The organism is Pseudomonas protegens CHA0, from assembly GCF_000397205.1.
In the GTDB taxonomy this organism is placed as follows: Bacteria; Pseudomonadota; Gammaproteobacteria; order Pseudomonadales; family Pseudomonadaceae; genus Aquipseudomonas; species Aquipseudomonas protegens.
Genome location: NC_021237.1, coordinates 3,411,651 through 3,436,974, shown reverse-complemented (window position 1 = coordinate 3,436,974; position 25,324 = coordinate 3,411,651). Strand labels below are relative to the sequence as shown.

At 65.6% G+C, this 25,324-nt stretch carries 23 protein-coding genes; 5 read left to right on the top strand and 18 right to left on the bottom strand.

Going from position 1 to position 25,324, the window contains the following annotated elements:
- Nucleotides 1–258: 258 nt before the first annotated feature.
- From PFLCHA0_RS15390 to arnB, 10 genes are read right to left on the bottom strand one after another with little or no spacing between them, the layout of a single operon-like run.
- Nucleotides 259–774: a GNAT family N-acetyltransferase gene (locus PFLCHA0_RS15390; RefSeq protein ID WP_015635646.1), complete on the bottom strand. Its 516-nt coding sequence runs from the start codon at nt 772–774 to the stop codon at nt 259–261.
- A gap of 41 nt (nt 775–815) precedes the next feature.
- The gene (locus tag PFLCHA0_RS15385) at nt 816–2,441 is read right to left on the bottom strand and encodes an ArnT family glycosyltransferase (RefSeq protein ID WP_015635645.1); all 1,626 of its coding nucleotides are present in this window, start codon (nt 2,439–2,441) and stop codon (nt 816–818) included.
- Nucleotides 2,442–3,806, bottom strand: coding sequence for a UDP-glucose dehydrogenase family protein (locus PFLCHA0_RS15380; RefSeq protein ID WP_011061338.1), 1,365 nt, complete (start codon nt 3,804–3,806; stop codon nt 2,442–2,444). It lies immediately after the preceding gene.
- Nucleotides 3,803–4,216 (bottom strand): 4-amino-4-deoxy-L-arabinose-phosphoundecaprenol flippase subunit ArnF, encoded by a 414-nt coding sequence (gene arnF, locus PFLCHA0_RS15375; RefSeq protein ID WP_015635644.1) that lies wholly within the window; start codon nt 4,214–4,216, stop codon nt 3,803–3,805. Before arnF ends, PFLCHA0_RS15380 begins: the two co-directional genes overlap by 4 nt.
- Entirely contained in the window at nt 4,213–4,557 is a 345-nt protein-coding gene (arnE, locus tag PFLCHA0_RS15370; protein WP_015635643.1) for a 4-amino-4-deoxy-L-arabinose-phosphoundecaprenol flippase subunit ArnE, read from the bottom strand. Before arnE ends, arnF begins: the two co-directional genes overlap by 4 nt.
- Nucleotides 4,554–6,203 carry a lipid IV(A) 4-amino-4-deoxy-L-arabinosyltransferase gene (gene arnT, locus PFLCHA0_RS15365; RefSeq protein ID WP_011061335.1) on the bottom strand — a complete coding sequence of 550 codons (1,650 nt, stop codon included), beginning with the start codon at nt 6,201–6,203 and terminating at the stop codon, nt 4,554–4,556. Before arnT ends, arnE begins: the two co-directional genes overlap by 4 nt.
- Entirely contained in the window at nt 6,200–7,084 is an 885-nt protein-coding gene (gene arnD / locus PFLCHA0_RS15360; RefSeq protein ID WP_015635642.1) for a 4-deoxy-4-formamido-L-arabinose-phosphoundecaprenol deformylase, read from the bottom strand. The genes arnT and arnD overlap by 4 nt, the downstream gene beginning before the upstream one ends.
- Complete coding sequence (arnA, locus tag PFLCHA0_RS15355; RefSeq protein ID WP_015635641.1) at nt 7,084–9,090, bottom strand: bifunctional UDP-4-amino-4-deoxy-L-arabinose formyltransferase/UDP-glucuronic acid oxidase ArnA; 2,007 nt, start codon at nt 9,088–9,090, stop codon at nt 7,084–7,086. The genes arnD and arnA overlap by 1 nt, the downstream gene beginning before the upstream one ends.
- Nucleotides 9,087–10,106 (bottom strand): undecaprenyl-phosphate 4-deoxy-4-formamido-L-arabinose transferase, encoded by a 1,020-nt coding sequence (gene arnC, locus PFLCHA0_RS15350; RefSeq protein WP_011061332.1) that lies wholly within the window; start codon nt 10,104–10,106, stop codon nt 9,087–9,089. Before arnC ends, arnA begins: the two co-directional genes overlap by 4 nt.
- 5 nt (nt 10,107–10,111) lie before the next feature.
- Complete coding sequence (gene arnB, locus PFLCHA0_RS15345; RefSeq protein ID WP_015635639.1) at nt 10,112–11,251, bottom strand: UDP-4-amino-4-deoxy-L-arabinose aminotransferase; 1,140 nt, start codon at nt 11,249–11,251, stop codon at nt 10,112–10,114.
- 462 nt (nt 11,252–11,713) lie between these two features.
- Here arnB and PFLCHA0_RS15340 point away from each other — a divergent pair, with 462 nt between their 5' ends.
- A complete protein-coding gene (locus PFLCHA0_RS15340; protein WP_011061330.1) occupies nt 11,714–12,655 on the top strand; it encodes a site-specific integrase in 942 nt (313 codons plus the stop codon).
- Nucleotides 12,656–12,667: 12 nt separating this feature from the next.
- Here the strand turns inward: PFLCHA0_RS15340 and PFLCHA0_RS15335 are convergent, their stop codons facing one another.
- The 4 genes from PFLCHA0_RS15335 to PFLCHA0_RS15320 form a co-directional block, all read right to left on the bottom strand.
- Entirely contained in the window at nt 12,668–12,880 is a 213-nt protein-coding gene (locus PFLCHA0_RS15335) for a FecR/PupR family sigma factor regulator (protein ID WP_011061329.1), read from the bottom strand.
- A 109-nt stretch (nt 12,881–12,989) separates the two neighbouring features.
- Nucleotides 12,990–14,054 carry an ABC transporter ATP-binding protein gene (locus PFLCHA0_RS15330; protein WP_015635637.1) on the bottom strand — a complete coding sequence of 355 codons (1,065 nt, stop codon included), beginning with the start codon at nt 14,052–14,054 and terminating at the stop codon, nt 12,990–12,992.
- Nucleotides 14,051–15,661, bottom strand: coding sequence for an ABC transporter permease (locus PFLCHA0_RS15325; protein ID WP_015635636.1), 1,611 nt, complete (start codon nt 15,659–15,661; stop codon nt 14,051–14,053). Before PFLCHA0_RS15325 ends, PFLCHA0_RS15330 begins: the two co-directional genes overlap by 4 nt.
- Before the next feature lie 4 nt (nt 15,662–15,665).
- A complete protein-coding gene (locus PFLCHA0_RS15320; RefSeq protein WP_015635635.1) occupies nt 15,666–16,679 on the bottom strand; it encodes an iron ABC transporter substrate-binding protein in 1,014 nt (337 codons plus the stop codon).
- A gap of 301 nt (nt 16,680–16,980) precedes the next feature.
- On the opposite strand from PFLCHA0_RS15320, the gene PFLCHA0_RS15315 reads away from it, so the two are divergent.
- Nucleotides 16,981–17,436 carry a glucosaminidase domain-containing protein gene (locus tag PFLCHA0_RS15315; protein WP_015635634.1) on the top strand — a complete coding sequence of 152 codons (456 nt, stop codon included), beginning with the start codon at nt 16,981–16,983 and terminating at the stop codon, nt 17,434–17,436.
- On the top strand, nt 17,430–17,900 hold the full coding sequence (locus PFLCHA0_RS15310) for a hypothetical protein (RefSeq protein ID WP_011061324.1): 471 nt from the start codon (nt 17,430–17,432) through the stop codon (nt 17,898–17,900). The genes PFLCHA0_RS15315 and PFLCHA0_RS15310 overlap by 7 nt, the downstream gene beginning before the upstream one ends.
- Nucleotides 17,901–17,944: 44 nt before the next feature.
- Here the strand turns inward: PFLCHA0_RS15310 and PFLCHA0_RS15305 are convergent, their stop codons facing one another.
- From PFLCHA0_RS15305 to PFLCHA0_RS15290, 4 genes are all read right to left on the bottom strand, one after another.
- Nucleotides 17,945–19,435: an aldehyde dehydrogenase family protein gene (locus PFLCHA0_RS15305; RefSeq protein WP_015635633.1), complete on the bottom strand. Its 1,491-nt coding sequence runs from the start codon at nt 19,433–19,435 to the stop codon at nt 17,945–17,947.
- A gap of 137 nt (nt 19,436–19,572) precedes the next feature.
- The gene (locus PFLCHA0_RS15300) at nt 19,573–20,007 is read right to left on the bottom strand and encodes a hypothetical protein (protein WP_041752756.1); all 435 of its coding nucleotides are present in this window, start codon (nt 20,005–20,007) and stop codon (nt 19,573–19,575) included.
- A 177-nt stretch (nt 20,008–20,184) separates the two neighbouring features.
- Nucleotides 20,185–21,657, bottom strand: coding sequence for an alpha/beta hydrolase (locus PFLCHA0_RS15295; protein ID WP_015635631.1), 1,473 nt, complete (start codon nt 21,655–21,657; stop codon nt 20,185–20,187).
- Nucleotides 21,657–22,433: a helix-turn-helix transcriptional regulator gene (locus tag PFLCHA0_RS15290; protein WP_041118219.1), complete on the bottom strand. Its 777-nt coding sequence runs from the start codon at nt 22,431–22,433 to the stop codon at nt 21,657–21,659. The genes PFLCHA0_RS15295 and PFLCHA0_RS15290 overlap by 1 nt, the downstream gene beginning before the upstream one ends.
- Before the next feature lie 108 nt (nt 22,434–22,541).
- On the opposite strand from PFLCHA0_RS15290, the gene PFLCHA0_RS15285 reads away from it, so the two are divergent.
- On the top strand, nt 22,542–23,957 hold the full coding sequence (locus PFLCHA0_RS15285) for an MFS transporter (protein WP_011061319.1): 1,416 nt from the start codon (nt 22,542–22,544) through the stop codon (nt 23,955–23,957).
- 48 nt (nt 23,958–24,005) lie between these two features.
- Nucleotides 24,006–25,322 (top strand): DUF6687 family protein, encoded by a 1,317-nt coding sequence (locus tag PFLCHA0_RS15280; protein WP_015635629.1) that lies wholly within the window; start codon nt 24,006–24,008, stop codon nt 25,320–25,322.
- Nucleotides 25,323–25,324: the final 2 nt, after the last annotated feature.

Below are 25,324 nucleotides of genomic sequence, written 5' to 3'. Positions count from 1 at the left end.
CAAAAAGAAGGGCTTGCCTGGATGACCAGAAAGCCCTTGAACGTTCCAACATTTGGGGGAGGAACCGGCACAGTGTGCCGAGGAATCTTGCGCCTGACAAATTCATAATAATGCTGCTTCAGTGCATTTGTTTTGCACTTAAATACGACAGCCCCTGTAGGAGCCGGCTTGCCGGCGAAGAGGCCCTTGAGTGTGGTGTAGCCCTGGCGGACGCCTTCGCTGGGAAGCCAGCGAAGGCAGCCAATTTCTCACCGGTTTCTACAGCGTAAGGCGCATGGCGCAGCGGCGCGCCGCGGGCAGGCCGTACCGGGCTTCATCGGCCAGTACCTGGCACAGCCGTGGGCCCAGTTGCGCCTGTTCGAGGGTGACAAAGCCCTGGCGCTGGTAGAAGGGTTCGTTCCAGGGCAGTTCGCGGAAGGTGCTCAGGGTCAGGGCTTCAAGCTGCTGCCCCAGAGCGTATTGCCGCGCCGCCTGCAACAGGCGCTTGCCGATGCCCTGGCCCTGGTGGCCGCCGGCGACGGAAATCTCCCACACATGCAGTTCCCGGTTGCAGGCTTCGGCGTTGAGAAAGGCGCAAGGGATGTCATCCGCCGTCACCGCCACCCAGACCGGGTGGCGCTGGATATTGGCGCGGTGGCTCGGTACGTCGGCCACTGTGGCGTCTGCCAGCCAGGCCAGTTGCGCATCGGAGCGAAACAGTTCGGCAGCGCAGGTTTCAATGGCGGGAAGAAAGTCGGCGTCGGTCACCCGCGCCCGGCGGATCTCAATAGTCATGGGCGCGAGTGTAGGCAGCGGGCAGGGGCCGTGCAACGCTTTCAGGGTTGCGCGGCGGTTGGCCCGGTCAGGTGCAGGAGGACGAAGTCGTTCTTGTCGAAACGCCCGCTCAACACCGGCTTCAGGTCGGCCAGCGGCGTATTCTGCAGGCTGGCCAGGTCGCTCTGATCGAGGATGACCCAGGCCGGGCCGGGTACCTGAGCCAGGGCGTCTGGGCTTTCGGTGAACTGCGGTTGCAGATCCCGGTCCAGGTTGACCATGAACTTGATGGCCTTGGCGTCCTTGCCCATGCGGTGCAGGACCACCGGTGCCGGGTCGGCCTCGATCAGTTGCATGGCGCTGTGGCTGAAGGTGCGCGTGTCATAGAGACGGTGCTCCACCGGCTCGAAGACTCCGATGTAGCAGGCCCAGACTGCCAGCACTGCGCTGTAGGCCAGGCCCACGGCGCGCCACTGGCGCTTGAACAGCAGCCCCAGCGACAACAGCTGCAACAGGCCGAGCACCAGCAGCATCGGCATCAACGAGTCGAGTTGCTCGGGGAATTTGCGCCGTAGCACCAGCAAGCCGATGATCAGCAACCCCGGCAGCAGCAGCCACAGGCCCTGGATCGCCCCGCGCAGCCAGGCCAGCAGCCGCCCGCGGCCGGCCTGGAACGGATAGGCGGCAATGATCGCCGCCATGGGCAGCATCGGCAGCAGGTAGCGGGCCTTTTTCGCCTGGGGAATCGACAGGCCGATCATCACGATCAACCCGGCCGCGGTGCACAGGCGCAACAGTTTCAGGCCCGGGCCCTGTTCCGTGGCGCGGGTCAGCAGCACGGCCAGCCACGCCAGGATCGCCAGGGGGTAGGCCAGGGCGTAGTTGCCCAGGGAACTGGTGAAGTAATAGAAGACATCGCTGGAGCCTTCGCTGCCGTCCATGCGCCCCATGAACTGCATGCGGATCACATCGTCGACGAAGGCCTGGCCGCCACTGAGCTTGGCCAGCCACAGCAGCAGGCCGACGCAGGCCACCAGCAGCGCCAGGGCGCTGAAACCGACGCTGAACAGCCGCCGCCACTGGCCATTGAGCAGGTAGTAGCTGCATAGCATGCCGGTGGGAATCACCAGGCCGATGGGCCCGCGAATGGCAAAGCCCAGCACCAGCAGGAGGAAGATCCAGCCCAGGCGCCGGCGGGTACCGAAATGGTCATGGGCGTAGCCCAGGTAGAACACGGCCAGGGACACCGCAGCCAGCATCTGGTCCAGGGACACGGCGCGGGTTTCACTGATAAAGGTGTTGCTGAGCAACAGCAGGGCAACGCTGAGCAGGGCCCAGGTGCGGGAATAGGGCGCCAATAGGCGATAGATCAGGCTGACGATCAAGGCCGAGGCGATGGCCGTGGGCAACCAGGCGGTAAGGCTGGTGACTTGCCCCCCTGGCAGGGAGAACAGCCAGACCAGCAGGGTCGAGGCGCTGGAGTAGTCGGCGTAGGGCTGGCCGTAGGTGGTGGGGAAGAACCCCGGCCCGTGGCGCAGCATTTCCTTGGCAAACAGCACGAAGCGCGAATCGAAGCCGATCGCCGACTGGTGGTCGGCGCCGGCGCAGAACAGCAGCAGGGCCAGCAACCCCAGCCCCAACGATTGCCAAAGAAGAGTGTTCGAAGGGGAGGAGTGACTGGTGTTCATTCAGGCCTCAGCAGACCACTGCTGGTGGGGGATCGGCAGGTTGCGCGATTCACCGCGGCCAATCGGGAAGTAGGTGAAGCCGTTGCGCGCCAGGCGCTCGGCGTCGTACAGGTTGCGCCCGTCGAAGATCACCGGCGCCTTGAGACGCTGCTGGATCAGGTCGAAATCCGGTGCCTTGAACTGCTGCCACTCGGTGCAGATGACCAGGGCGTCGGCGCCCACCAGTACTGATTCCGGGGTGCCCATGAGCATCAGGCGCGACTCGTCCGGGTACAGGCGCTGGGTTTCCTGCATGGCTTCCGGGTCGAAGGCCCGCACCTGGGCACCGGCGGCGAACAGCGCATCGAGCAGCACCCGGCTCGGGGCGTCGCGCATGTCGTCGGTGTTGGGCTTGAATGCCAGGCCCCACAGGGCAAAGGTCTTGCCTTTGAGGTCGCCCTTGTAGAACGCCTTGATGCGTTCGAACAGCTTGTGCTTCTGCCGCTCGTTGATGGCTTCCACGGCTTGCAACAGGTCGCTGGAGCAGTGGGCTTGCTGGGCACTGTGGATCAGCGCACGCATGTCCTTGGGGAAGCACGAGCCGCCGTAGCCGCAGCCCGGGTAGATGAAGTGGTAGCCGATGCGGGTGTCGGCGCCGATGCCCAGGCGCACCGCTTCGATGTCGGCCCCCAGGTGCTCGGCCAGCTCGGCGATCTGGTTGATGAAGCTGATCTTGGTCGCCAGCATGCAGTTGGCGGCGTACTTGGTCAGCTCGGCGCTGCGCAGGTCCATGAACATGATGCGGTCATGGTTGCGGTTGAACGGTGCGTACAGGTCGCGCATCACATCGCGCACTTCTTCGCGCTCGCAGCCGATGATGATCCGGTCCGGCCGGCGGCAGTCGGTGACCGCCGAGCCTTCCTTGAGGAATTCCGGGTTGGAGACGATATCGAATTGCAGCGCACGGCCATCCAGGACCTTCTCGATGTGGGCCTTCAAGGTGTCGCCCGTGCCCACCGGTACGGTGGATTTTTCCACCAGGATTACCGGCTGCTCACGGTGGCGGGCCACCGCGTCGCCCACTGACAGCACGTAGCGCAGGTCCGCCGAGCCGTCTTCGCTGGAGGGCGTGCCCACGGCGATGAACAGCACCTGGCCATGCTGCACCGCGAGTTTTTCATCGTGGGTGAAGTGCAGGCGCTTGGCTTCGAGGTTTTCCTTGACCAGGCTGGCCAGCCCCGGCTCGAAGATGCTCACGTGTCCCTGTTGCAGCTGTTTGACCTTTTGCTCGTCGATGTCCATGCAGATGACATCGTGGCCGACTTCAGCCAACACGGCAGCCTGTACGAGGCCGACGTAACCACTTCCAAATACACTGATTTTCATGGGGTATTCCTGGGACTTGTCGCGGGTGCAGATCGAGAGTTGATGGTGATGACCCCGAGGATGACCAGGGCCACCCCGAGGGTTTTGGAAAGCGTGAAAGGTTCGTTGAACAACGGCAGGCTGGCGGCCAGCAGGTAGACCAGGGCGTAGCTGATGCTGAGCAGCGAATAGGCCCGGCCCAGCGGCAGGTCGCGCAAGGCCAGCAGCCAGCAGAGCATCGACAGCGCATAGGCGGCGATGGCCGCGGCCACCACCGCCAGGGCGGCCAGGTCGACGCTGCCGGCACTCAACGCCGGCAACCACTGATCCGGAGCGGGCAGGCGGGTCATGCTCCAGCGCATGCCCAGCTGGGCGCCGCTGACCAGGGCCACGCTGCCCAGGGCGAAGGCAAACCCCTTGGCCCGGCTCATGCGTGGCGACTCAACAGCAGCACGCCGCCGATCACCAGGGCCACGCCGAACCAGTGGCGCCGGTCGATGTGCTCACGGAATACGAAGTGGGCAATCAGGGTGATGAAGACGAAGTTCAGGCTGAGCATCGGGTAGGCCACGCCCACCTCCATGCGTTGCAGCACCAGGAGCCACACCAGCAGGCCCAGGCCGAGGCTGAACAGAGCCAGCCACAGCCAGCCCGAGCGCAGTTTCTGCAGGGCGCTGGAAGGCCGGCCGCGCCAGCTTTCCACGGCGAACTTCTGCGCCACCTGGCCCAGGCAGGTCAGCCCGCAGGCCAGCAACAAAAGCAGCAGGCTCATGGCTGGCTCTGGGGAATGATGAAGATCACGATATTGCCTTGCTCATAGCGCTTGGCATCCTTGGGCAGCAGCTCGACTTCATGTTCCTCGTCGCTGCTCTTGACCCGCATCACCACGCCGATCGAGCCCTGCTTGCGGGCCTCGGCGATCCACGGCTGGACCTGATTGAGGTCGACCTTGCGCGCGGCAGTGTCTTCGTAGCCCAGGCCGTATTTCACTTCGCCTTCGGTGTTGTACAGGGTCACGTCAGGGCGCCGCAGGCGCCAGGCCAGGGCGGAAGCAGCTCCCAGGTCGTTGCTCAGCAGGGCCTTGGCCTGGCCCAGCTCGGCCACGTGATCGATGATGAACTGGTCGGGGATCTTGTTGTAGACCACCGAGTTGGGCAGCGCTGCCGGAGCCAGGGCCACCAGCAGGAAGCTGCCCAGGGCCGGCGCCGCCCACAGGGTCAGGGGGCGCATGGCTTGCAGCAGGTTGCTGAGGATCCAGCCCAGCAGCAACACATACACCAGCACCAGGTGCTGCGGCTCGTCCACATACACCGGCTTTTTCATCTGGAAGTACACCAGGGCCAGCAGCCCCAGCAGGCCGGCCACCAGGTTGAGCACGCCGTTGAATGCCAGCAGCCGGGTCTTGCCGGCAGCCAGGCGGTCCACCAGGGTGTTGCCCATCAACAACGCCAGGGGCAACAGGCACGGCAGGATATAGGCCGGCAGCTTGCCCTTGCTCAGGCTGAAGAAGGCCAGGGGCAGCACCAGCCACAGCAGCAGGAAGCCGCTGCTGTTCTGGCGCCGCTGTTGCCAGGCCTGCTTCAGGCCGGCCGGCAGCAGCAGCACCCAGGGCACGCTGAACCCCACCAGCAACGGCAGGTAGTACCACCAGGGCGAGGCGTGCTGGGCATCATCACCGGCAAAACGGCGGATGTGCTCGTGCCAGAAGAAGAAACGCCAGTAGTCCGGTTCCTGGGAGTGCACCGCCAGGGCCCAGGGCAAGCTGATGAGAATGGCCACCAGCACACCGATGCCGCCATAGATCAGCAGCGAGCGCAGGCGCTTCTGCCAGATGGCGTAGGGCAGGGCCACCAGCACCGGCAGCAGCCAGGCCAGAAAGCCCTTGGTCATGAAGCCCATGCCGCAGGCCAGGCCCAGCGCCACCCAGGCCAGCACCTGGCCGCGGGTTGTCCGGCAGTCGAAGGTGAACCACAGCGCCACCAGGCTCAGGTTGACCCAGAAGGTGAATTGCGGATCGAGGTTGGCGTAGCCGGCCTGCAGCGCGACCACGGTAAAGCTCATGTAGAGCAGGGCGCTGGCCAGGCTCTTGCGCGGATCGTTCCACAGGCGCCGGGCCAGCAGGTAGGCCAGGACCACGCTCAGGCCGGTGCTCAGGGCCGAGGCCACGCGCACGCCGAACAGGTTGTCGCCAAACAGCGCCTGGCCGATGGCGATCATCCAGTAGCCGGCCACCGGTTTCTCAAAATAGCGGATGCCCATGAAGTGCGGCGACGCCCATTTGCCGGTCAGGAGCATTTCCTGGCTGATCTGCGCGTAGCGGGTTTCATCGGGAATCCACAGGCCGTGGGTGGCCAGGGGCAGCAGGTAGAACAGGCCGAACGCGATCAGCAGCAGCGGCAGAGCCCAACGTCTGGTCATGCGCCTTGCACTCCCAGCCAGCCTTCACGGCCTTCCAGCGCACCGCGCACCACCTTGCCCGCGGGCAGGCTGGCCAGATCCGCCGGGAGCATGTCGCCCAGGGGTTGGAAGTGGATGTCGCGCTGCCTGGCGCTGGCCAGCAGCTGGCGAAAATCGTTGGCCATGAGAATCCCTTCTACTTCTGCATGCACGGTATAGACGTTGAGTTTGTCCGGGCTGAACCGGTCGAGGATGTAACTGTTGAAATCCTTGGCGGCCACCACCGGCCCGACCACTTCGTCGAAGGTCGGCAGGTCCACCGGAATCTGTGGTGCGCCCAGGCTGCCGTCCGCCAGGCGTGGCAGGAACAGGCTCTGGCCGCGGCAGTCGCTGTTGTAGCGAAAGCCGAATTGCTGTTTGGCTTCGATGACGCGTTCGTCGGCGCGCCAACCGGCGGACGCCGAGCAGCTCACCGCTTGCCCGAGAATATCGTTGAGGCTGTCGACGCCACGGCGGATCTGTTCGACCAGCTGTGCCTGGCTCCAGCGCCCGGTATTGGCCTGCCAGCCGTGGTGATCCCAGGCGTGCAGGCCGACTTCGTGGCCGGCGGCCAGGGTCTGGCGCATCAAGTGCCCCAGGTCCCGGCCAATGGGTTTACCCGGCCAGGCAGTGCCGGCCAGGAGAATGTCCCAGCCGTACAGGCCCGCGGCATTGGACCGCAGCATTTTCCAGAGGAACTGCGGACGGATCAGACGCCACAGGTGGCGCCCCATATTGTCCGGCCCGACGCTGAAGAAGAAGGTGGCCTTGACCCCGGCTTCATCCAGCGATTCGAGCAGCCGTGGCACCCCCTCCCGGGTGCCGCGGTAGGTATCGACATCAATGCGCAGACCTGCCTGCATCAGCGTGCTTCTTGCTTGGCGCGGTCGGCGATTTCCAGCATCGCTTCACGCAGGAAGAAGTCCAGGGTATTGCCGATGGTTTCGCTCATTTCCACGGTCGGCTCCCAGTTCAGCAGGCGCTTGGCGTTGTCGATGCTTGGCTTGCGGTGTTCCACGTCCTGGTAGCCGGCACCGTAGAACGCCTTGCTCTCCACATCGCGGAAACCGGCGAACGGCGGGAAGTTGCCGCGCAGCGGGTGAGCTTCGAACTGGCGCAGCAGCTCTTCGCCCAGCTGACGGATGCTGGCTTCGTTGTCCGGGTTGCCGATGTTGATGATCTGGCCGTTGCAGCAGTCGTTTTCGTTGTCGACGATGCGTGCCAGGGCTTCGATGCCGTCGGCGATGTCGGTGAAGCAGCGCTTCTGCTCGCCACCGTCGAACAGACGGATCGGGGTGCCTTCCACCAGGTTGAGGATCAACTGGGTGATGGCCCGGGAGCTGCCGATGCGTGCCGAGTCCAGGCGGTCCAGGCGCGGGCCCATCCAGTTGAAGGGACGGAACAGGGTGAAGTTCAGGCCCTTGGCGCCGTAGGCCCAGATCACCCGGTCCAGCAGCTGCTTGGAGACCGAGTAGATCCAGCGCTGCTTGTTGATCGGGCCGACGATCAGGTTGGAGGTGTCTTCGTCGAAGTTCTTGTCCTGGCACATGCCATAGACTTCCGAAGTCGACGGGAAGATCACGCGCTTGTTGTACTTGACGCAGTAGCGAACCAGCTTGAGGTTCTCTTCGAAGTCCAGCTGGAACACGCGCAGCGGGTTGCGGGTGTACTCGATCGGGGTGGCGATGGCCACCAGTGGCAGGACCACGTCGCACTTCTTGATGTGATATTCGATCCACTCGGAGTGAATGCTGATATCGCCTTCGACGAAGTGGAAGTTCGGATGGCTGCGCAGGCGCTCGATGGCGTCGGAGCCGATGTCCAGGCCATAGACGTCGTACTTGTCGTCACGCAACAGGCGCTCGGACAGGTGGTTACCGATAAAGCCGTTGACGCCCAGGATCAGTACGCGGGTGCGACGTGGCTTGCGCCCCGATTCGGCGCCGCGCAGCAGGGAACCGTCCACCAGGCCCAGTTCGTTGGCCAGTTGCGGGCCACCCAGGAACAGGCCGTTGGCGTTGCGCTGGCCGGAGGTGATCACCAGGGAGTCCTGGCCACAGGCGATGCGCAGCGGGTCGACGCTGATGACCCGGCCCGGGGCCTGGCCTTCGTTGCCCTTGGCGACTTCGGCGCTCCAGACGATCAGCTTGTGCTCGCCCACGGCGCAGAAGGCGCCCGGGTAGGGTTGAGTCACGGCGCGCACCAGGTTGAACAGCTCTTCGGCCGGACGCTGCCAGTCGATCTTGCCGTCCGCCGCGGTGCGACGACCGAAGTAGCTGGCCTTGGACTCGTCCTGGGCGGTTTCGGTGATCTTGCCCTGGGCCAGTGCCGGCAGGGTGTCGCGCAGCAGGCTGGCGGCGGCGTCACGCAGTTTGTGGTGCAGGCTCAGCGCGGTGTCGCTGCGCTCGATGGCCACACGCTCCTGGGCAATGATGGCGCCGGCATCGGCACGCTTGACCATACGGTGCAGTGTCACGCCGGTTTCGGTTTCGCCCTTGACCAGCACCCAGTTGGCCGGTGCGCGGCCACGGTAGCGCGGCAGCAGCGAGCCGTGCAGGTTGAACGCGCCCTTGCTGGCAGTGGCCAGCAGCGGCTCGCTCAGCAGGTTGCGGTAATAGAAGGAGAACAGGTAGTCGGGGTTGAGCTTGGCGATGCGCTCGATCCACAGCGGGTGGTTGGCATCTTCCGGGGCATGCACGGCAATGCCCTTGCGGGCGCAGAGCTGGGCCACCGAGCCGTAGAAGGTGTTTTCCTTGGGGTCATCGGCGTGGGTGAACACGGCGGCGATCTCGTAACCTGCGTTGAGCAGGGCTTCGATGCCAGCACAGCCAATATCGTGGTAGGCGAAGACAACAGCTTTATTGCTCATGGCGAAACCTGATCAGTATGAGTGGAAGTTAAACCGTCGACAGTCACAGCAGGGGCCGGGGCCGCAGGCTGGCTGCGCAAGACTTTTTCGATGAAGAAACGCGGGCGGGCCCGCACGTCGCTGTACATGCGTCCCAGGTATTCACCCAAAAGACCCATGCCGATGAACTGGCCACCGGTGAACACGAACAGCACCGCGAACAGCACGAAGGTGCCGTCGCCGGCCCAGGTGGCGCCGAAGATCAGGCGCAGCACGATCAGCATCAGGGCAAACAGCGCGCCGAGGCCGGCCATGCCGAAACCGATGATGCTCAACAGCCGCAGGGGCGTGGTGGTCATGCAGGTGATCAAGTCGAACATCAGGTTGATCAGGCGCATCGGGCTGTACTTGGAGTCGCCGTGCTCGCGCTCGGCGTGCTCCACCAGCACCTCGGTGGTGTGCCGGGCAAAGCTGTTGGCCAGGATCGGGATGAAGGTGCTGCGCTCGGTGCAGGCCAGCATCGCGTCGATGATGGTGCGGCGATAGGCCCGCAGCATGCAGCCGTAGTCGCTCATGGCCACACCGGTGGAACGCTGCACGGCCAGGTTGATCAGCTTCGAGGGCCAGCGGCGGAACGCCGAGTCCTGCCGGTTGTTGCGCACGGTGCCGACCACGTCGTAGCCCAGTTCGGCCTGAGCCACCAGGCGCGGGATTTCCTCCGGCGGGTTCTGCAGGTCGGCGTCGAGGGTGATCACCACATCGCCGCGGCACTGCTCGAAGCCGGCCATGATCGCCGCATGCTGGCCGTAGTTGCGGTTGAGGATCACCGCCACTACCGGGCTGTCTTCGCGCTCGGCGGCAGCTTGCAGGATGTTCGCCGACTCGTCGCGGCTGCCGTCGTCCACCAGGACGATTTCAAACTCGTGCTTGAGCTGGCGGCAGGCCGCTTCGGTACGCCGCAACAGCTCGGGGAGGCTCTGTTCTTCGTTGTAGACCGGGATCACGATCGACACGAACTGAATCGGATAAGGTTTCAAAGGCTTCAGTCCAAAAGGTTTGCAATGGCACCGGTCACCCGCGCGACATCGTCGAGGGTCATGTCCGGAAACAGTGGAATCGAGCATAGCCGCGCCGAATTCCATTCGGTATGGGGCAGCTGCACTTCAGGGAAGCGCTGTCGGTAATAGGTATGCAGGTGCGTCGCAATGAAGTGGATACCGGTGCCGATATTCTGTTCCTGCAGGCCTTTCATGAAGGCTTCGCGGTCCAGGCCGCAGCGTTCGGCGTCGATGCGCAGGATGAACAGGTGCCAGGCATGCTGCTGCGGGTACTGGGGCAGGAGCAGGGGCTGTACCGGCAAGCCTTCCAGGCGCTGCAGGTAGGCCTTGGCCAGCACTTCACGCTTGGCGTTGATCTCGTCCAGGCGTTGCAGTTGCACCAGGGCAATGGCCGCGTTCATGTCCGCCAGGTTGTACTTGAAGCCGGGCTCGATGACCTGGGCCTGTGGCTTGCGGCCATGGGTCAGGCGGTCGTAGGCGTCCACTCCCAGGCCGTGGAACTTGAGCATGCGCACGCGGTTGGCCAGGGCTTCGTCATCGCTGACGAACATCGCGCCTTCGGCGCACGTCATGTTCTTGATCGCGTGGAAGGAAAAGATCGCCGTGCCCCGGGCGCCGATGGCGCGGCCGCGGTAGGTGGTACCGGCGGCGTGGGCGGCGTCTTCGATCACCGCGATGCCGTGCTTGTCGGCCAGGGCATAGAGCGGGTCGAGGTCGAAGGCTGCGCCGGCGTAGTGCACCGGGATGATCGCCTTGGTCCGCGGGGTGATGGCGGCTTCGATGGTGGCGGCGTCGCTCATCAGGGTGTCGGGGTCGACATCGACGAACACCGGGGTGGCGCCCAGCAGGCAGATCATGTTGGCGGTGGAGACCCAGGTCTGCGACGGGGTGATCACTTCGTCCCCGGGGCCGATGCCCAGGGCCAGCAGGGTGATGTGCATGGCGCCGGTGGCGGAGGACAGTGCCACGGCGTGGCGGGCGCCGACGCGTTCGGCGAACTGCTGTTCCAGTTCCTGGTTTTTCGGGCCGGTGGTGATCCAGCCGGAGCGCAGAACCTGCTCCACTGCAGCAATCTCTTCTTCGCCAATACTCGGGCGCGAGAAAGGAAGGAAAGCCTGGTTCATGGTTACCTCGGGTTTACACAATGCGAATTACTGGAATACGGGTTGCTGCGGGTGAACGGACAGTTCATGGAAAGCGGGGAGGTCTTGCAGTCATCAAGGCGCATCCAGTTATTGAGCCAACAGGGCATTCCATGCAGCGAATCAGTAAAGACTGAGTTTGTGAAAAGTAAAGGTGGATCAAGGTGTTATCTTTACAACCTGAGAACAAACTGCACTCGGATGGTTGTCTGTCGGGGGCTGAGATTAAGCCGAAAATTGTGAAACGAATATGAAAAATAAGGTAAAAGTCCGTTTTTCTGCGAGCCAGACAGCTAGTGTTCAGTTTGTTTCCAAAGTTATCGAAGTGCGCAGGCCTGGCGGCTTTTGTAACCAGTTTTCAATGGGTATTGAAGGGGCCTGCGGGAGTGTTTTTTTCACCTCGCCAAGGTGCTACCCGGTACAACCTTGCCCAGCGGAGCATCCATGAACCCGCCGGGCCATGACCGCGCCGCCGGCCTTGACGCGCCCAACCCCTTGAGCCTGTACCTGAAGCGCCTGGCCCCCTCCAGCCAGTCGACCCTGCGTTATGTGCTGCAGGACGCCGCCGACCGCCTGGGCTACGCCGAGCAGAACCTGGAGGAAATCCCCTGGCACCTGCTGCAACCCGAGCATGTCACGGCCCTGGTGGCCACCTTGCGCGAAGACGGCTATGCGCCCAATACCTCATCGCTGTACGTCAATGCCCTGCGCGGGGTGATGAACGAGGCGTGGCGGGCCAGCCTGATCAGCCAGGACCACCTGCTGAAGATGCGTTCGGTCAAGGCCATCAGCGGCACGCGCCTGGCCCGCGGACGCAACCTCAAGCGCGGCCTGATCCATGAACTGATGGCCGTGTGCGCTTCCGACCCGCGCCCCCAGGGCGTGCGCGATGCAGCGCTGATTGCGCTGCTCTATGGCTCGGGCATGCGCAAGTCCGAGTCGGTCAACCTGGACCTGGCCCAGGTGGATTTCAGCGAGCGCAGCCTGCAGGTGCTGGCCAAGGGCAATCGTCAGTTGATCAAGTACGCACCCACCTGGGCTTTCGACAAGCTGCAGGCCTGGCTGGAGCTGCGCCGCCGGCATCTGCCCGCGGGCCTGGTAGACGACCCGTTCCTGTTCAACCGCATCCGCCGGGGCGGGCACATCACTCGCGAGCGCATCACCAAGCACGCCATCTACTACATTGCCCGGCAACGCGGGGCCCAGGTGGGCGTGCGGATCATGCCCCACGATTTCCGACGCTCGTTCATCACCCGGGTGATCGAGGAACACGACCTGTCGCTGGCGCAGAAACTGGCTCACCACAGCAACATCCAGACCACGGCCAGCTATGACCTGCGCGATGACAACGAACGGCGCCGGGCCATCGACCGCTTCGATCTGTAGGCCGTGGCAGGGTCAGAGCGAGGGCAGGGTGGGCGACAACTGCCCGGTGAGGTCCCAGGCTTCCAGCATCTTCGCGTACTCGAAGGCATGGCTCGGGTCGCTCTGCAGCCAGTCCTCGAATGCCCGGCGCTCGGCCAGGCTGCAATCGGCCTCGCGCAGGCGCATGCACCAGTGCGCGGCCTGCATCATCAGGTATTCCTCTGCTTGGCTGGCAGAATCAGTCATGGTTCATTCCTTGTTCAAGGTGGAGCCGGTAGCCACGGTGTACACGGGCATGGCTGAAGTATCGGAGCGATTGCCGCGCGTGACCATGATCAAGGGCAGCATCCTTCACTCAAGCACCGGGAGCCGCCCCCAGCACATGGGCATGCCCCAGGGTGCGGATGCGCACCCGGCTGCCGACCGGTAGCGCATGCAGGCCGGAACTGCGGACCGGCACCAGTTGTTCATGGCCCCCGGCACCGGCCACGCCGATGCTCAGGGTGCAGGTGTTGCCGGCAAAGTCGCAGTCCCTGACCACTCCCGGGCAACTGCCGGCGCCATCGCCGTCGTCCGCCAGCACCTGCAGTTGCTCGGGGCGCAGCATGATCCGCGCCGGGCCCTTGAGCGAGCGCTCGCGGATCGGCACCTGCCCCAGGTCACATTGGGCCAGCCCCTGGTCCAGCTGCGCCGGCAGCAGCACCGCCTCGCCGAGAAACAGCGCAGTCTGGGCATCCCGCGGGTGCTGGTACAGCTCCAGCGGCGCACCGGCCTGCACCAGCCGGCCCTGGCGCATCACCGCCAACTGGTCGGCAAAGGACAAGGCCTCGGCCTGGTCATGGGTGACCAGAATGGTGGTCACCCCGGCCTCAGCCAGGAGCCGTGCCACGGCCTTGCGCATCGAGGCCCGCAGGCCGGTATCGAGGGCGGAAAAGGGCTCGTCCAGGAGCATCAGCCGCGGGCGCTGCGCCAGGGCCCGGGCCAGGGCAACCCGCTGCTGCTGGCCGCCGGAAAGCTCGTGGGGCCAACGGGCGGCCAGGCTGCTATCCAGAGCCACCATGTCCAGCAGCTCGGCAATGCGCTGCTGCCTCTGCGGGTTCTTGCCCGTCAGGCCGAAGCCGATATTGGCCGCCACGTTGAGGTGCGGAAACAGCGCGCCATCCTGGGGTACATAGCCGATCAGGCGCTGATGGGCCGGCACCGCGCCCTGAGCGTCCGCCAGCACCTGGCCATTGAGGCTGATGCGCCCGCGATCGGGAAACTCGAAGCCGGCGATCATTCGCAGCAAGGTGGTCTTGCCCGAGCCCGAAGGGCCGACGATAGCCGTGCGGCTGCCGGCGGGCATGCCGAGGCTGATGTCCTGCACCGCCGGCACGCCGCCGAAGGATTTGTGCACTGCGTGGAGTTCGAGAGCGTTCATCGGCCCGCCGTACGTCTGGATTGATGGTAGAGGAGGCCGGTCAACGGCAGGGACAGCAGGATCATGATCAGGGCATAGGGCGCCGCGGCGACGTAGTCGATCTCGCTGGTCCTGGCCCAGAAGCCGGTGGCCAGGGTGCGGGTGCCGTTGGGCGCCAGCAGCAGGGTCGCGGTCAGTTCATTGCTGATGGCCAGGAATACCAGCGCCGCGCCGGCTGCCGCTCCCGGTGCCGCCAGGCGCAGGGTGACCCGCCACAGCGCCTGGAGCGGCGAGCGGCCCAGGCTGCGGGCGATGTTTTCCAGCTCCACCGGTGCCTGGGCGATACCCGCCCGCAGGCTGACCAGGGCCCGGGGCAGGAACATCAGCAGGTAGGCCAGGAGCACGGTGAAGCTGGTCTGGTAGATCGGCCTGGCGAATTTCACCGTGACCGTCACCAGGGCCAGGGCCACCACGATGCCGGGCAGGGAACTGGTGAGGTAGTTGCAGCTTTCCAGTAGCCGCAGCAGGCGCCCCGGGGCACGGATCGACAGCCAGGCCACGGGGATCGCCGCACAGGTGGTCAACAGCGCCCCCAGGCTGGCCAGCATCAGGGTCTGGCGCAGGCTGGGCAGCAGCTCCGGCACCTGCCAGACCTCAAGGCCGCCGGCCAGCAGCCAGTTGCCCAGGGTCAGCAGGGGCACGCCCAGGGCCAGAGCACTGGTCAGCGCCGCCAGCAACAGCCCGGCGGCCCGGGCCACGCCGCGCAAGGCCTGGATGCGCTGGGGCCGCGGGCTGCCCGAGCCGACCCGGGCATAGCGCGCCTGGCCACGGCTGGCGGACTCCACCCCCAGCAGCACCAGGCAGCACAGCACCAGGATGCCCGCCAGCATGTTCGCCGCCGGGCCGTTGTAGGTGGATTGGAACTGGTCGTAGATGGCGGTGGTGAAGGTGTCGAAGCGGATCATTGCGTACAGGCCGTACTCGGCCAGCAAATGCAGGCCCACTAGCAAGGCACCGCCGCCCACGGCCAGGCGCAACTGTGGCAGTACCACCCGCAGGAACAGGGCCCAGGGTTCGAGCCCCAGGGCCTCGGCCACGTCTTCCAGGGCCGGATCCAGCCGGCGCAGGGTGGCCGCCGCCGGCAGGTAGACAAAGGGGAAGTAAGCAATCACCGACACCAGCACCGCCGCCGGCAAGCCGTGCAGCGCGGGCGCCAGGCTGACCCAGGCATAGCTGTGGACGAACGCCGGCACGGCCAGGGGCGCCACGGCCAGCAGCGACCAGATGCGCCGCCCGGGCAGGTCGCTGCGTTCGGTCAGCCAGGCCAGCGCAATCCCCAGCAGCACGCACAGCGGCAGGGTCAGCACCAGCAGCAACAGGGTATTGCCCAGCAGCTGCGCGACTCGCGGGCGCAGCACCAGCTCGGCGATGGTCGCCCAACCGGTCTGGATCGAGATGCCGACGACAAATCCCAGGGGCAGCAGCGCCCCCAGCGACACCAGCAGCGCCGCGCCCAACAGCCAGGGGGCGGCCCGCCGTCCCGGCCCGTGGCGGCGAAAGCCAGTGTGGGTCGCGGCAGCGACCCGGGTCGTATCCCCGGCGGGCAAGCGTGAGAGGTCGTCGGCCATGGGTTTACAGGAGGCCGGCCTGGGTCATCAGGTCCACGGCTTTCTTGCTGTTGAGCCTGGCGGCGTCAACCTTGGGCGCGTCCAGCTCGGCCAGGGGCACCAGCTTGGGATTGGACTGCGCGCCCAGGCCGACCGCGTATTCGAACGACTTGCCGCTGCCGAGCACTGCCTGGCCCTTGGCGCTGGTGATCCACTTGAGGAAAGCCTGGGCCTGCTCCTGGTGCTTGCTGGAAGCCAGAACCGCACCGCCGGAAAGGCTGACAAACGCCCCTGGATCCTGGTGCTTGAAGTAGTGCAGGGCGGTGTTCTTGCTGTTTTCCCCCGTCTTGGCCTGGTCGACGAAGCTGTAGTAGTGATAGATCACACCACTGTCCACCTGACCGGCGTTGACCGCCTTGAGCACCGCGCTGTTGCCCCGGTAGAGGCTGGCATTGCTCTTCATCCCCTTGAGCCATTCCAGGGTGGCGGCTTCGCCCTTGAGTTCCAGCACCGCGCTGACAATGGCCTGGAAGTCGGCTCCGGCAGGGGATGCGGCCCAGCGGCCTTTCCAGGCTGGGTTCGCCAGGTCGAGCAGGGACTTGGGCAGGTCGGCCTGCTGCAGCTTGGCGGGGTTGTAGACGAACACCGTGGAGCGCGCGGCGATGCCCACCCAGTTGCCATGGGTTGGACGATAGGCAGCGGCCACTTGCTCCAGGGTGGTCGGAGCCACTTTGGCGAATAGCCCGGCGTTGTCCACCAGGGCCATGGCCGGTGAGTTCTCGGTGAGGAACACGTCCGCCGGCGAAGCCTGGCCTTCCTGCACCAGCTGGTTGCCCATTTCGCTGTCATCACCGTTACGCAGGGTGACCTTGATCCCGGTGTCCCGGGTGAAGCCTTCGACCCAGGCCTTGGTCAGGCCTTCGTGCTGGGCGTTGTACACCAGCAGGCCGTCGGCATCGGCCGCATAGGCATGGCCGGCAGTCAGCAAGGCACCGACCAGCAGGCCGGCTTTCAAGCGTGAGGGGATACGTGGGGTCATGGAGAAGGCAGCTCCTGCGGTGGTTTTTGGATGCATCAAGCCGGAAGAATCGAGCCGTCTGGCAGCTCGAACAATAGGAATCATTTGCAAATGAAAACTGCGCGCAATGTAGAGCGGCAAACAAGAAAAAATCGTCAAATTTATGGTGAATTCCCGTGATGCCCGGAGGTTCTCGCGGTAGCCGGTCACGCGTCTGCCTTGAGGCTGTGACGCACTCGACAGCGTGGGCCCCGGGTTGCTTTATAATCACGCGGCGAAAACCGCAGTAAATGGAATTGACCGGTCAACCGAGGGAACAAACGTGAGCGCCAGACTCTGCAACAACATCAGTGCCGTGACCTTTGTCAGCAAGTACAAGGCGGTGTGCCAGCCGATTGCCGACCAGCTGGACCTGCCGGTGGAAAACCTGCTGGGCCTGGCCGCCCAGGAAAGCCAGTACGGCACCGGGCGCATTGCCCGGGAACTGAACAACTACTTTTCCATGCACGCACCGGCCCCCCTGCAGATCGGCGCCGAGGCGCCCCTGGGCAACGCCAGCATCAAGGTGGCCAAGTTCGACTCCTTCCAGAAGTCCGCACAGTCCTTTGCTTCGAGCTTTGGCACGGCAGTACGTGGCCAGCGTGACCCCATGGCATTCGCCCAGGCGCTGGTACGCAGCGGCTACAACACCGGCAACGCCAAGACCGGCGGCCGGGATGGCTTCGCCCGCTACCTGGCGGACATCATCATCGCGGTCAGAGGGCGCATGGCGTGCTGAAACTCAAGAGTCCTTCCTGGGTGCTTGGCCTGTCCCTGGCCTGCACCACACTGGTGGCCTGCGCCACCGATAGCCTGCAGCCGGCGCGGATCAAGGACAGCGGCCTGACCCGCGAACAGGCGGAGCAGGTCCTGCGGGTGGCCCTCAAGCACCAGGACTATCAGTTGCAGCGCCCCGGGGTGTTCATCGACGGCGACCTGCAGGACGAAAACGGCAAGCCGCCCCATCCCGGGTACTACGACTTCAGCCTCGGCTACAACGACCCCAAGGCCGGGGCCACCGAGTACTGGGGCCTGTTCTCGGTCAGCCTGAACACGGGCGATACCTGGGAAATCAACAGCTGCAAGCGCCTTGATGGCGCCGAGCTGCGAGCCTTGCAGCGGCGGGTCATGGCCCGCACCGGCAAGAGCCTGGCGGATGAAAAAAGCCAGCGCGAGGGCCTGGGCTGCGAAGACCAACAATAAGCCTAGGAGCACCGTCGCCGCGTGCTCTTCCAACCTCTGGCTCATCACTCGGGCAGCCCTGCGGCAAAGGCTTGCACCGGCGCCTGCTGCGTGGCCGGGGCCGCTGCAGCACCGAGCAATAGGCGCTTGGGCCGCCGAAAAGCATCCAGGGCCCTGGGAGACAGGTCGCCGGCCAATTGCGACAGGGTCCAGTGGTGCTCGCTGTCGGGGTGGTTCGGCACGGGCGGCGGGTTGATCCGCACCCGGGCGCTCAGTAAGCGTTGGGCCAGCTGCACCGCGTGCGCCGGATCTTTACTGAACAGGGTCACCTCAAAGCTTGCCGGGCAATCGTTGGCCAGTTGCGCGGCTGCGCCAAGGTCACTCACCCGTCGGATGACCGCCACCGGGCCCAGGCACTCTTCCTGGGTGATGACCATGTCGTCGTCGATCTCGGTGAGGATCACCGGCGGTTGCAGGCTGCCGGGCAGCGGGTTTTCGAGTGCCTGTTCTCCGGCCAGCAGTGCGGCGCCCTTGGCCAGGGCGTCACGCACCAGCCGCCGGACTTTGTGCCGTGCGGCCTGGCTGATCAGCGGCCGCACAGCGCTGCTGGAGTCGTGGCCCGGGTTGCGGGTGTGCTCGATGAAGTGCCGGACGAACTGGTCATGGACCTGCGCCTCGACGAAAAAATGCTGGATCGACAGGCAACTCTGGCCACCGCGGCTGAAGGCGGCGCGAGCTCCGTAGGCGGCGGCGAGCGCGACGTCGGCGTCCTGGGCAACGATCATCGCGCCGCGGCCGGTGCTCTCGATCGCACAGGGCTTGAGCAGTTCGGCGCAGGTCACCGCCACCGCGCTGGCAGCGCCGACACTGCCGGTGAAGGCTACGGCATGGGTGCCGCTGGACTGCAGCAGCCATTGCCCGGTGGCGGCGTCCCCGGGAATGCACGAGACCAGCCCCGCCGGCAGGCCAGCGAAGTGCTGCATGAAAGCCAGGGTGGACAGGCTGGCGTTCTGCGCCGGCTTGACCAGGCAACTGTTACCGGCCGCCAGGGCCGCGGCCAACGTGCGCCCCAGCAGGGCAATGCCCAGGGTGAACGGCAGGATATGCACGCTGACGCCATAGGGCTCGTACCGTAGCCGGCACTGCGCTGCACCGCTCGGGCTCGGGGCCGGGACATCGCTGTCGGCCAGTGCCCCGTAATAGCGGAACACGGCTGCGCAGTGATCCAGCTCGGCCCGGGCTTCGGCCACGCAAAGCGCCAGTTCCCGAGTCATCTGCCGGATGATCTGCCGGTTCAGTTCGCTGTCGGCGGCCATGCTGTCCGCCAGTTGCAGCAACAGCGCCTGACGCTGATCCGTATCCAGCAGGCGCCACAGGGTGTGGGCAACGTTGGCCGCCGCCACCGCGGTGTGCACATCGTCCTTGGTACAACTGGGGTTGAGCCCGATGGGCTCGCGGGTGTCCGGGTTGAACACCTGGTGCGGGGCATCGCCGGAAGCCGGCAGGTACAGCGGGTTGATATAGAACTGCGGGTTCCAGGGTTGAAAACCGTGCATTGGAAGATCCCTTTCCAAGTGTGCCGGGACTGGCAACGATGGCAACGCCGGGCCACCGCGGCGCGGTGGTCATTCAGCGGGGAGTCTAGGAAGGGGAGTGCAGAGGCGTCTTGTACGATTGTGCGAGGGCCGGGTGCTCAGAGGCGGTAGCCGACGTTGACCATCACCGCCGCGGCCCCCAGCACCACCAGCTCTGCGCCCACCGGGCCGTAATGGGTGCCGATGGCCGGGATCAGCACCGGCGCCACGCCAAAGTGGTTCAGCGGGATCTTGTCCTTGTAGTCGCCCTTGTAGCCCTGGATCAGGCCGCCACTGAGCTTGGCGTAAACCGGCCAGTCGGCATTTTCCCAGGCCTTGCCGACATAGGCGTAGTAGGAACGCTGGGAGAAGGAGTTGCGAAAGGTGCTCACGCCCCACAGTTCACCGTCGGCGTAGTTGCGCTCCAGGCCGATCAGGTCCTGGTGGTTGTTGTGGTCGGGGTCGTTGCTCCAGTGGTTGGTGTACACGCTGGTCTGTACGTACCAGAAGTCCTGTTGCTGGTCGGCCTGGGCACTGGCGGCCGCGCCCAGCATCAGCAGGGCCACAGCGGCGGCTTTCAGGGTGCGGTGCTTGGGCGTTGGCAGGCCCAGGGCCGGAAATTGAAGCATGTAGATCATGGGCTTTCCCTGCCATGGCGGCAGTTGCGCCCCCTCGGAAATCAAGGAGGGTAGGGGGCGGCGAAACTACCACTCGGGCATTCACGGGATCAATCAATGAACTGTTGCTTTATCTATCTGCGCCTCGATGCGCTGGATCAGGTAGGGGTAGAACGGGTTCGCGCTCAGGCGCATCAGCTCATCCATGGGCACCACCAGCACACCCCGTTCGCCACGGGCGGCAATGGTGCCCAGGTGCACGCCAAAATCCTCATCGGGGCTGGGCTGGGTGCCGTACAGGCCGTCATCGACGGGGAAGGGCAATGCCACATGGGACAGGGAAAACACCCCCGGCGGGTAGGCCAGGCCAAGGGGCCGCCGGCTGCTGTCCGGGCTCAGGGCGGGGGTGCTCACTTCTTCCAGTGCCGCGCTGCCCGTGCCTTCGTTGCTGAGGATGCGGGTGGTGTAGTTGCGTGGCGCGGGCGGTAGCAGGCTGGCCAGGGAGGTGACGCTGGCCGGGTCCAGCAGCCCTTCGAAATCACGCTCGCGGTTGAGGTCGAAGATCACCAGTTCACTGCCGTTGGCCGGCAGTTGCCGGTACAGCCCACTGACCAGGGCCGGGGTGCTGACGGTGGCGTCGGTCAGCGACTGGAAGCTGAGGATAGGTGGCAACCGGGCCAGCCGTGGATCGCCCACCAGGGCCAGCAGCTGCTTTTGCAGGGTGTTGGTCAGCAGCCAGGACTGGCGCGCGGCATTGGCTGGAAACGAGTTGTACTTGAACGGGTTGTATTCGGGCCGCAGGTTGAGCCACGCCGCCTTGCTGAAGGCCGGGAACACCGCAGGCAAGGCGGCCAGCCCGGCAAAACGGGCGGACGAGGCGACGCCGATCATCGGGGAAATCAGTACCAGGCGCTGGGCCTGGGGCAACTGCGGGTCGCTCAAGGCATCCAGGGTGTACTTGACCACCAGTGCGGCGCCGTTGGAGTAGCCCACCAGGTGCAGCGGAGCCGGCGCCGGCACTTCGGCCCGGGCGGTACGCAGGGCCAGGCGGGTGGCGGCCAGCCAGTCCTGCCACTGGGCATCGGTCAGCCCCGCCGGCACCGTGCCATGGCCGGGCAGGCGCAAGCCGATGGCCAGGTAACCGTGCTCGACGTAGCGCTGGGCGACATGCCGCAGGCTGTAGGGCGAATCGGTCAGGCCGTGCAGCAGCACCACCACGCCCCGGGGCGTACCCGCCGGGCGCAACAGGTAGGAACGGTTCCAGTTCGTGGCAAAGCGTGGCGGGTAGGCCCGGCTGTCCTGGCGGTAGCGGTTGAAGGGCGGTACCTGCCCGGGGTCCAGGCGCTCGCTGACCTGCTGCCGGACCTCGGTGAATACCCGGTCCTCGGCCTGCAGCCAGGCGCCCCAGTCGGCGTGGTCCAACTGCTCCACGCTCAGTTCATGGGGCACCTTCAGGTGCCAGGGCTGCAGCGCCGGGCCGCGCTCGCTGTCGTAAGCCCGCCAGGCCAGCAGGGTCAGGGTGGCGACGCCGAGGATCAGCGCGCCCTGTTTGAGCAGGCGGGACAGGACTGGCAGGGGCACGGGCATCAACTCACTGGGGTGGCACGGATGCGATAGACGCAGCGTCGATCGCCGGTAATCAGGTGTTCCACGCGCTGTACCTGGCCCAACTCGCCGATGGCGGCCTGGAACACTTGCAACTCGGAACGGCAGAAGCCCTGGCACTGCTGGGCCGCGACGCAGATCGGGCAATGGCTCTCGATCAGCAGCCAGGCATCGCCGTCGGCTTCGACACTGGCCATGTAGCCGGCCACTTCACGGATCTGCGCCAGGGCCCGGACCCGCTGCTCCAGGGTCGGCAACGGCGCGCAGACGCTGAGGTACTCGGCGCTGTTGGCCCGCTCCATATCGCTGACGATGCGCTCCACGCCGTCGGCGCCATACACCGCGCGGATCGAATCGATCAACTGCAGGGTCAGGTTGGCGTGGGTGTCGGGAAAGCGCGCCTGGGCCAGCTCGGTGAGCACCCATTTCTGTGAGGGCCGCCCGGCGCCCTGGGCCGGCATCAGTTGGCCGACGATCAGTTCGCTGTCCACCAGCTTCTGCAATTGCTGGCGCGCGGCTTCCTGGGACACCTTGAGCAGCGGCGCCAGGTCGGCGGTTTTCAACGGGCCGCGGGTTTTCAGCAGAAACAGGATCCGCTCGGCGGTAGCCCCGGGGCTTTTCTTCTCGGTGGAGGGGGAAATCAAAGACATCTGGGCCATTAACCAATGCACAGGTGGGGTATCAGGAGCGTCCATGACGCCGGCAACCACGCAAGCATAACAGGCTCGGGCGCAGGGGCTCGCAGCTTGTCGATCCAATGCCTGCTGCTGGGGGGAATTGCCGGAACGGCTGGAAAAAACAATTATCAAAGTATCTGCTTGTGTATTACATTCGCCCAACAGCGAACAACACATATGGAGAACGGCATGGCATCGACAAGCGGATGGTCGGCACTGTTACTGGGCAAGAACGGGCTGCGTTCTGCGGCCCTGGCCGGTGGCGTGGCCCTGCATGCAATCAACGTCTACCTGGTAACCACCCTGTTGCCTTCGGTGGTCAAGGACATTGGCGGCCTTGACTACTACGCCTGGAACACCACCTTGTTCGTGGTGGCCTCGATCATCGGCTCGGTGCTCTCCACCCGGGCCCTGGCGCTCCTGGGCCCCAAAGCCGCGTACGGCCTGGCGGGCCTGGTGTTCATGCTCGGTTGCAGCCTGTGCGCCCTGGCGGCGGACATGGGCGGGCTGATCCTCGGGCGCAGCGTCCAGGGGCTGGGGGGCGGCCTGCTGTTCGCCTTGCCCTACGCCATGATCCGCCTGGTGTTCGACGAGCCGCTGTGGCCCCGGGCGATGGCGTTGATTTCCGCCATGTGGGGCGCAGCGACCCTGATCGGCCCGGCGGTCGGCGGAATTTTCGCCGAACATGGGGCCTGGCGCGCGGCGTTCTGGGTGCTGCTGCCCTGCACCTTGCTGTTCATGCTGCTGGCCGTTGCACTGTTGCCGGGCAAGAGTCGGGAAAGCGCGCCCCGTAGCCCGATTCCCGCCCTGCAACTGCTGTTGCTGACCGCCGTGGTACTGGCCATTTCCATCGGCAGCATCACCCCATCGCCGCTGTACAACGCCCTGGGGCTGGGAGCCGGGCTGGTTTTGCTGGTGCCGGTATTCGCTCTGGAGAACCGCGACGGCGCGCGCTTGTTGCCGCGCAATAGCCTGAAGGCCGGGAGTGCCTTGCTGGCGCTGTACATTTCCATGGCCCTGCTGGTGGTGGGCATGACCAGCGAGGTCTTCGTACCGCTGTTCCTGCAGGTGCTGCATCAGCAGACGCCGTTGCTGGCAGGTTATATCGCCGCACTGATGGCCGCCGGCTGGACCCTGGGGGCGATCTTCAGCTCAGGCCTTGGCCCGCGGGGCGCGGCCCGGGCGATTGCCATCGGACCGTTCCTGGTGGTGGCCGGGCTGCTCCTGGCCTGCCTGTTCATGCCTGCCACCGCCACCCCGGCCCTGAGCCTGGGGGCGGTGTGCCTGGCCATGCTGCTGGTGGGCGTCGGTATCGGCCTGGCCTGGCCGCACCTGCTGTCCCGGGTTCTGGAACAGGCCCCGCAGGATCAGAAGGAACTGGCCGGCGCCTCGATTACCACGGTGCAACTGGTGGCCACTGCCCTGGGGGCGGCGCTGGCGGGAATGATCGTCAACCTGGCAGGCCTGACCTCCACGGGCGGGACTGCTGGCGCGGCCCAGGCTGCGGCCTGGCTGTTCGGCCTGTACGCCGGGCTGTCGGCGCTGCTGTTTGTCTCGGTGCGCCAGGTACGGCGCAACGGTTCACCGCACCTGGCCCAAGCCTGAACCCTGTCGGGCGTGCGCCTGGCGTCATTGACCTGTAAGGAAACCACGATGAACAGCCTTGCCACTGATGCGCCGCAACCGGCCTTGATCCTCGATCCGGGGCTGGCCCCGCACTTGCACCACCTGCAGCTCAGGCAGTTGGGAGGAAGGGTGATCGGCATTGCCGACAACCGCTTCACTGACTTGCTCAGCGTTGTCGGCGGGCCCGGCTGCGCGGTGCGCAACGGCAACCCCTGGGACCTGCGCCGGGAGAATATCTGCCAGCTCGGCTATCGCCTGGGCGGGCAGGGCGAATTGACCCGTGCAACCGCGCCTGCGCCGGCGGCGCCCCCAGGGCCGGTGGCAACGCCGGCCCCGCCCCTGGAGCTGGATTTGCCAGCCCTGCGCCTGGGCCGGCAAAGCCGCTATGGCTTCCTGCCCCTTGGCCAGAGCACACACCGCGAGAACATCTCCCTGGATTCCATCGATACCCCGGCGACCCTGTTGACCCTGTCCCATTGGCCGGCGAACAAGACGCCTGTCGAGCACAAGGCCAATCTCTCCACCACCAGTGCCCTGGGCTTTCTCCAGCAGGGGTTGACGGTGGACCGGGCGCAGGTGATCACCAGCGATCATTTCGACCTCGACGGGCTGGCCTCGGTGTATGCCTTCCTGACGCCGGAGCATGCCCTGGGGCACCGCCAGTTGCTGATCGACATTGCCCGCCTCGGTGATTTCTCCCGGGGCACTTCGGCCCAGGCCCTGCACTGCGCCTTTGCCCTGCATGCCCTGGCGGGCCGGGTGCGCGTCGACCCACAGGCCAGCAACGACCGGCAATTGCTGACACGCTTCGCCGCGCTGCTGCCGCAGATGGCCGATGTACTCGACAACACCCGGCGCTATGCGCCCCTGTATGCTCCGGCCATGCTCGCGCTGCAACGCAGCGAGGCGCTGCTGGCCGATCCGGGCACGGTGATCGAGGAGTACCCGGCCATTGATCTGGCGGTGATTGTCCTGCCCGAGCAGGGCTGGGACGGTTTGGGCGAGTATTGCGGCCTGTCGCCGGTGGCGGTGCACAACCGCAGCCGTTGCGGGGTGCTGGCCATGGTCCGTCAGGGGCGGGTGGAGATTCGCCAGCGCTACGAGAGCTGGGTCGAGCGCATCAGCGGCATTGCCCGGCCCCGGCGCGACCTGGCGATCTTCGCCCGGGCCCTGCAGGAAGCCGAACGCACCCCGGGGCAATGGCACTACGACGGCGTGCAGGAAATCATGCCGGCCCTGAGGTTTGTCGCCAGCCGGCCCAGCAGCCACGCCAGCAGCACCCTGCTGGCCGAACTGCGCCAGTTCCTCGAACAAGCCCCTGTCGCCTGGGATGCCAACGCCTGAGC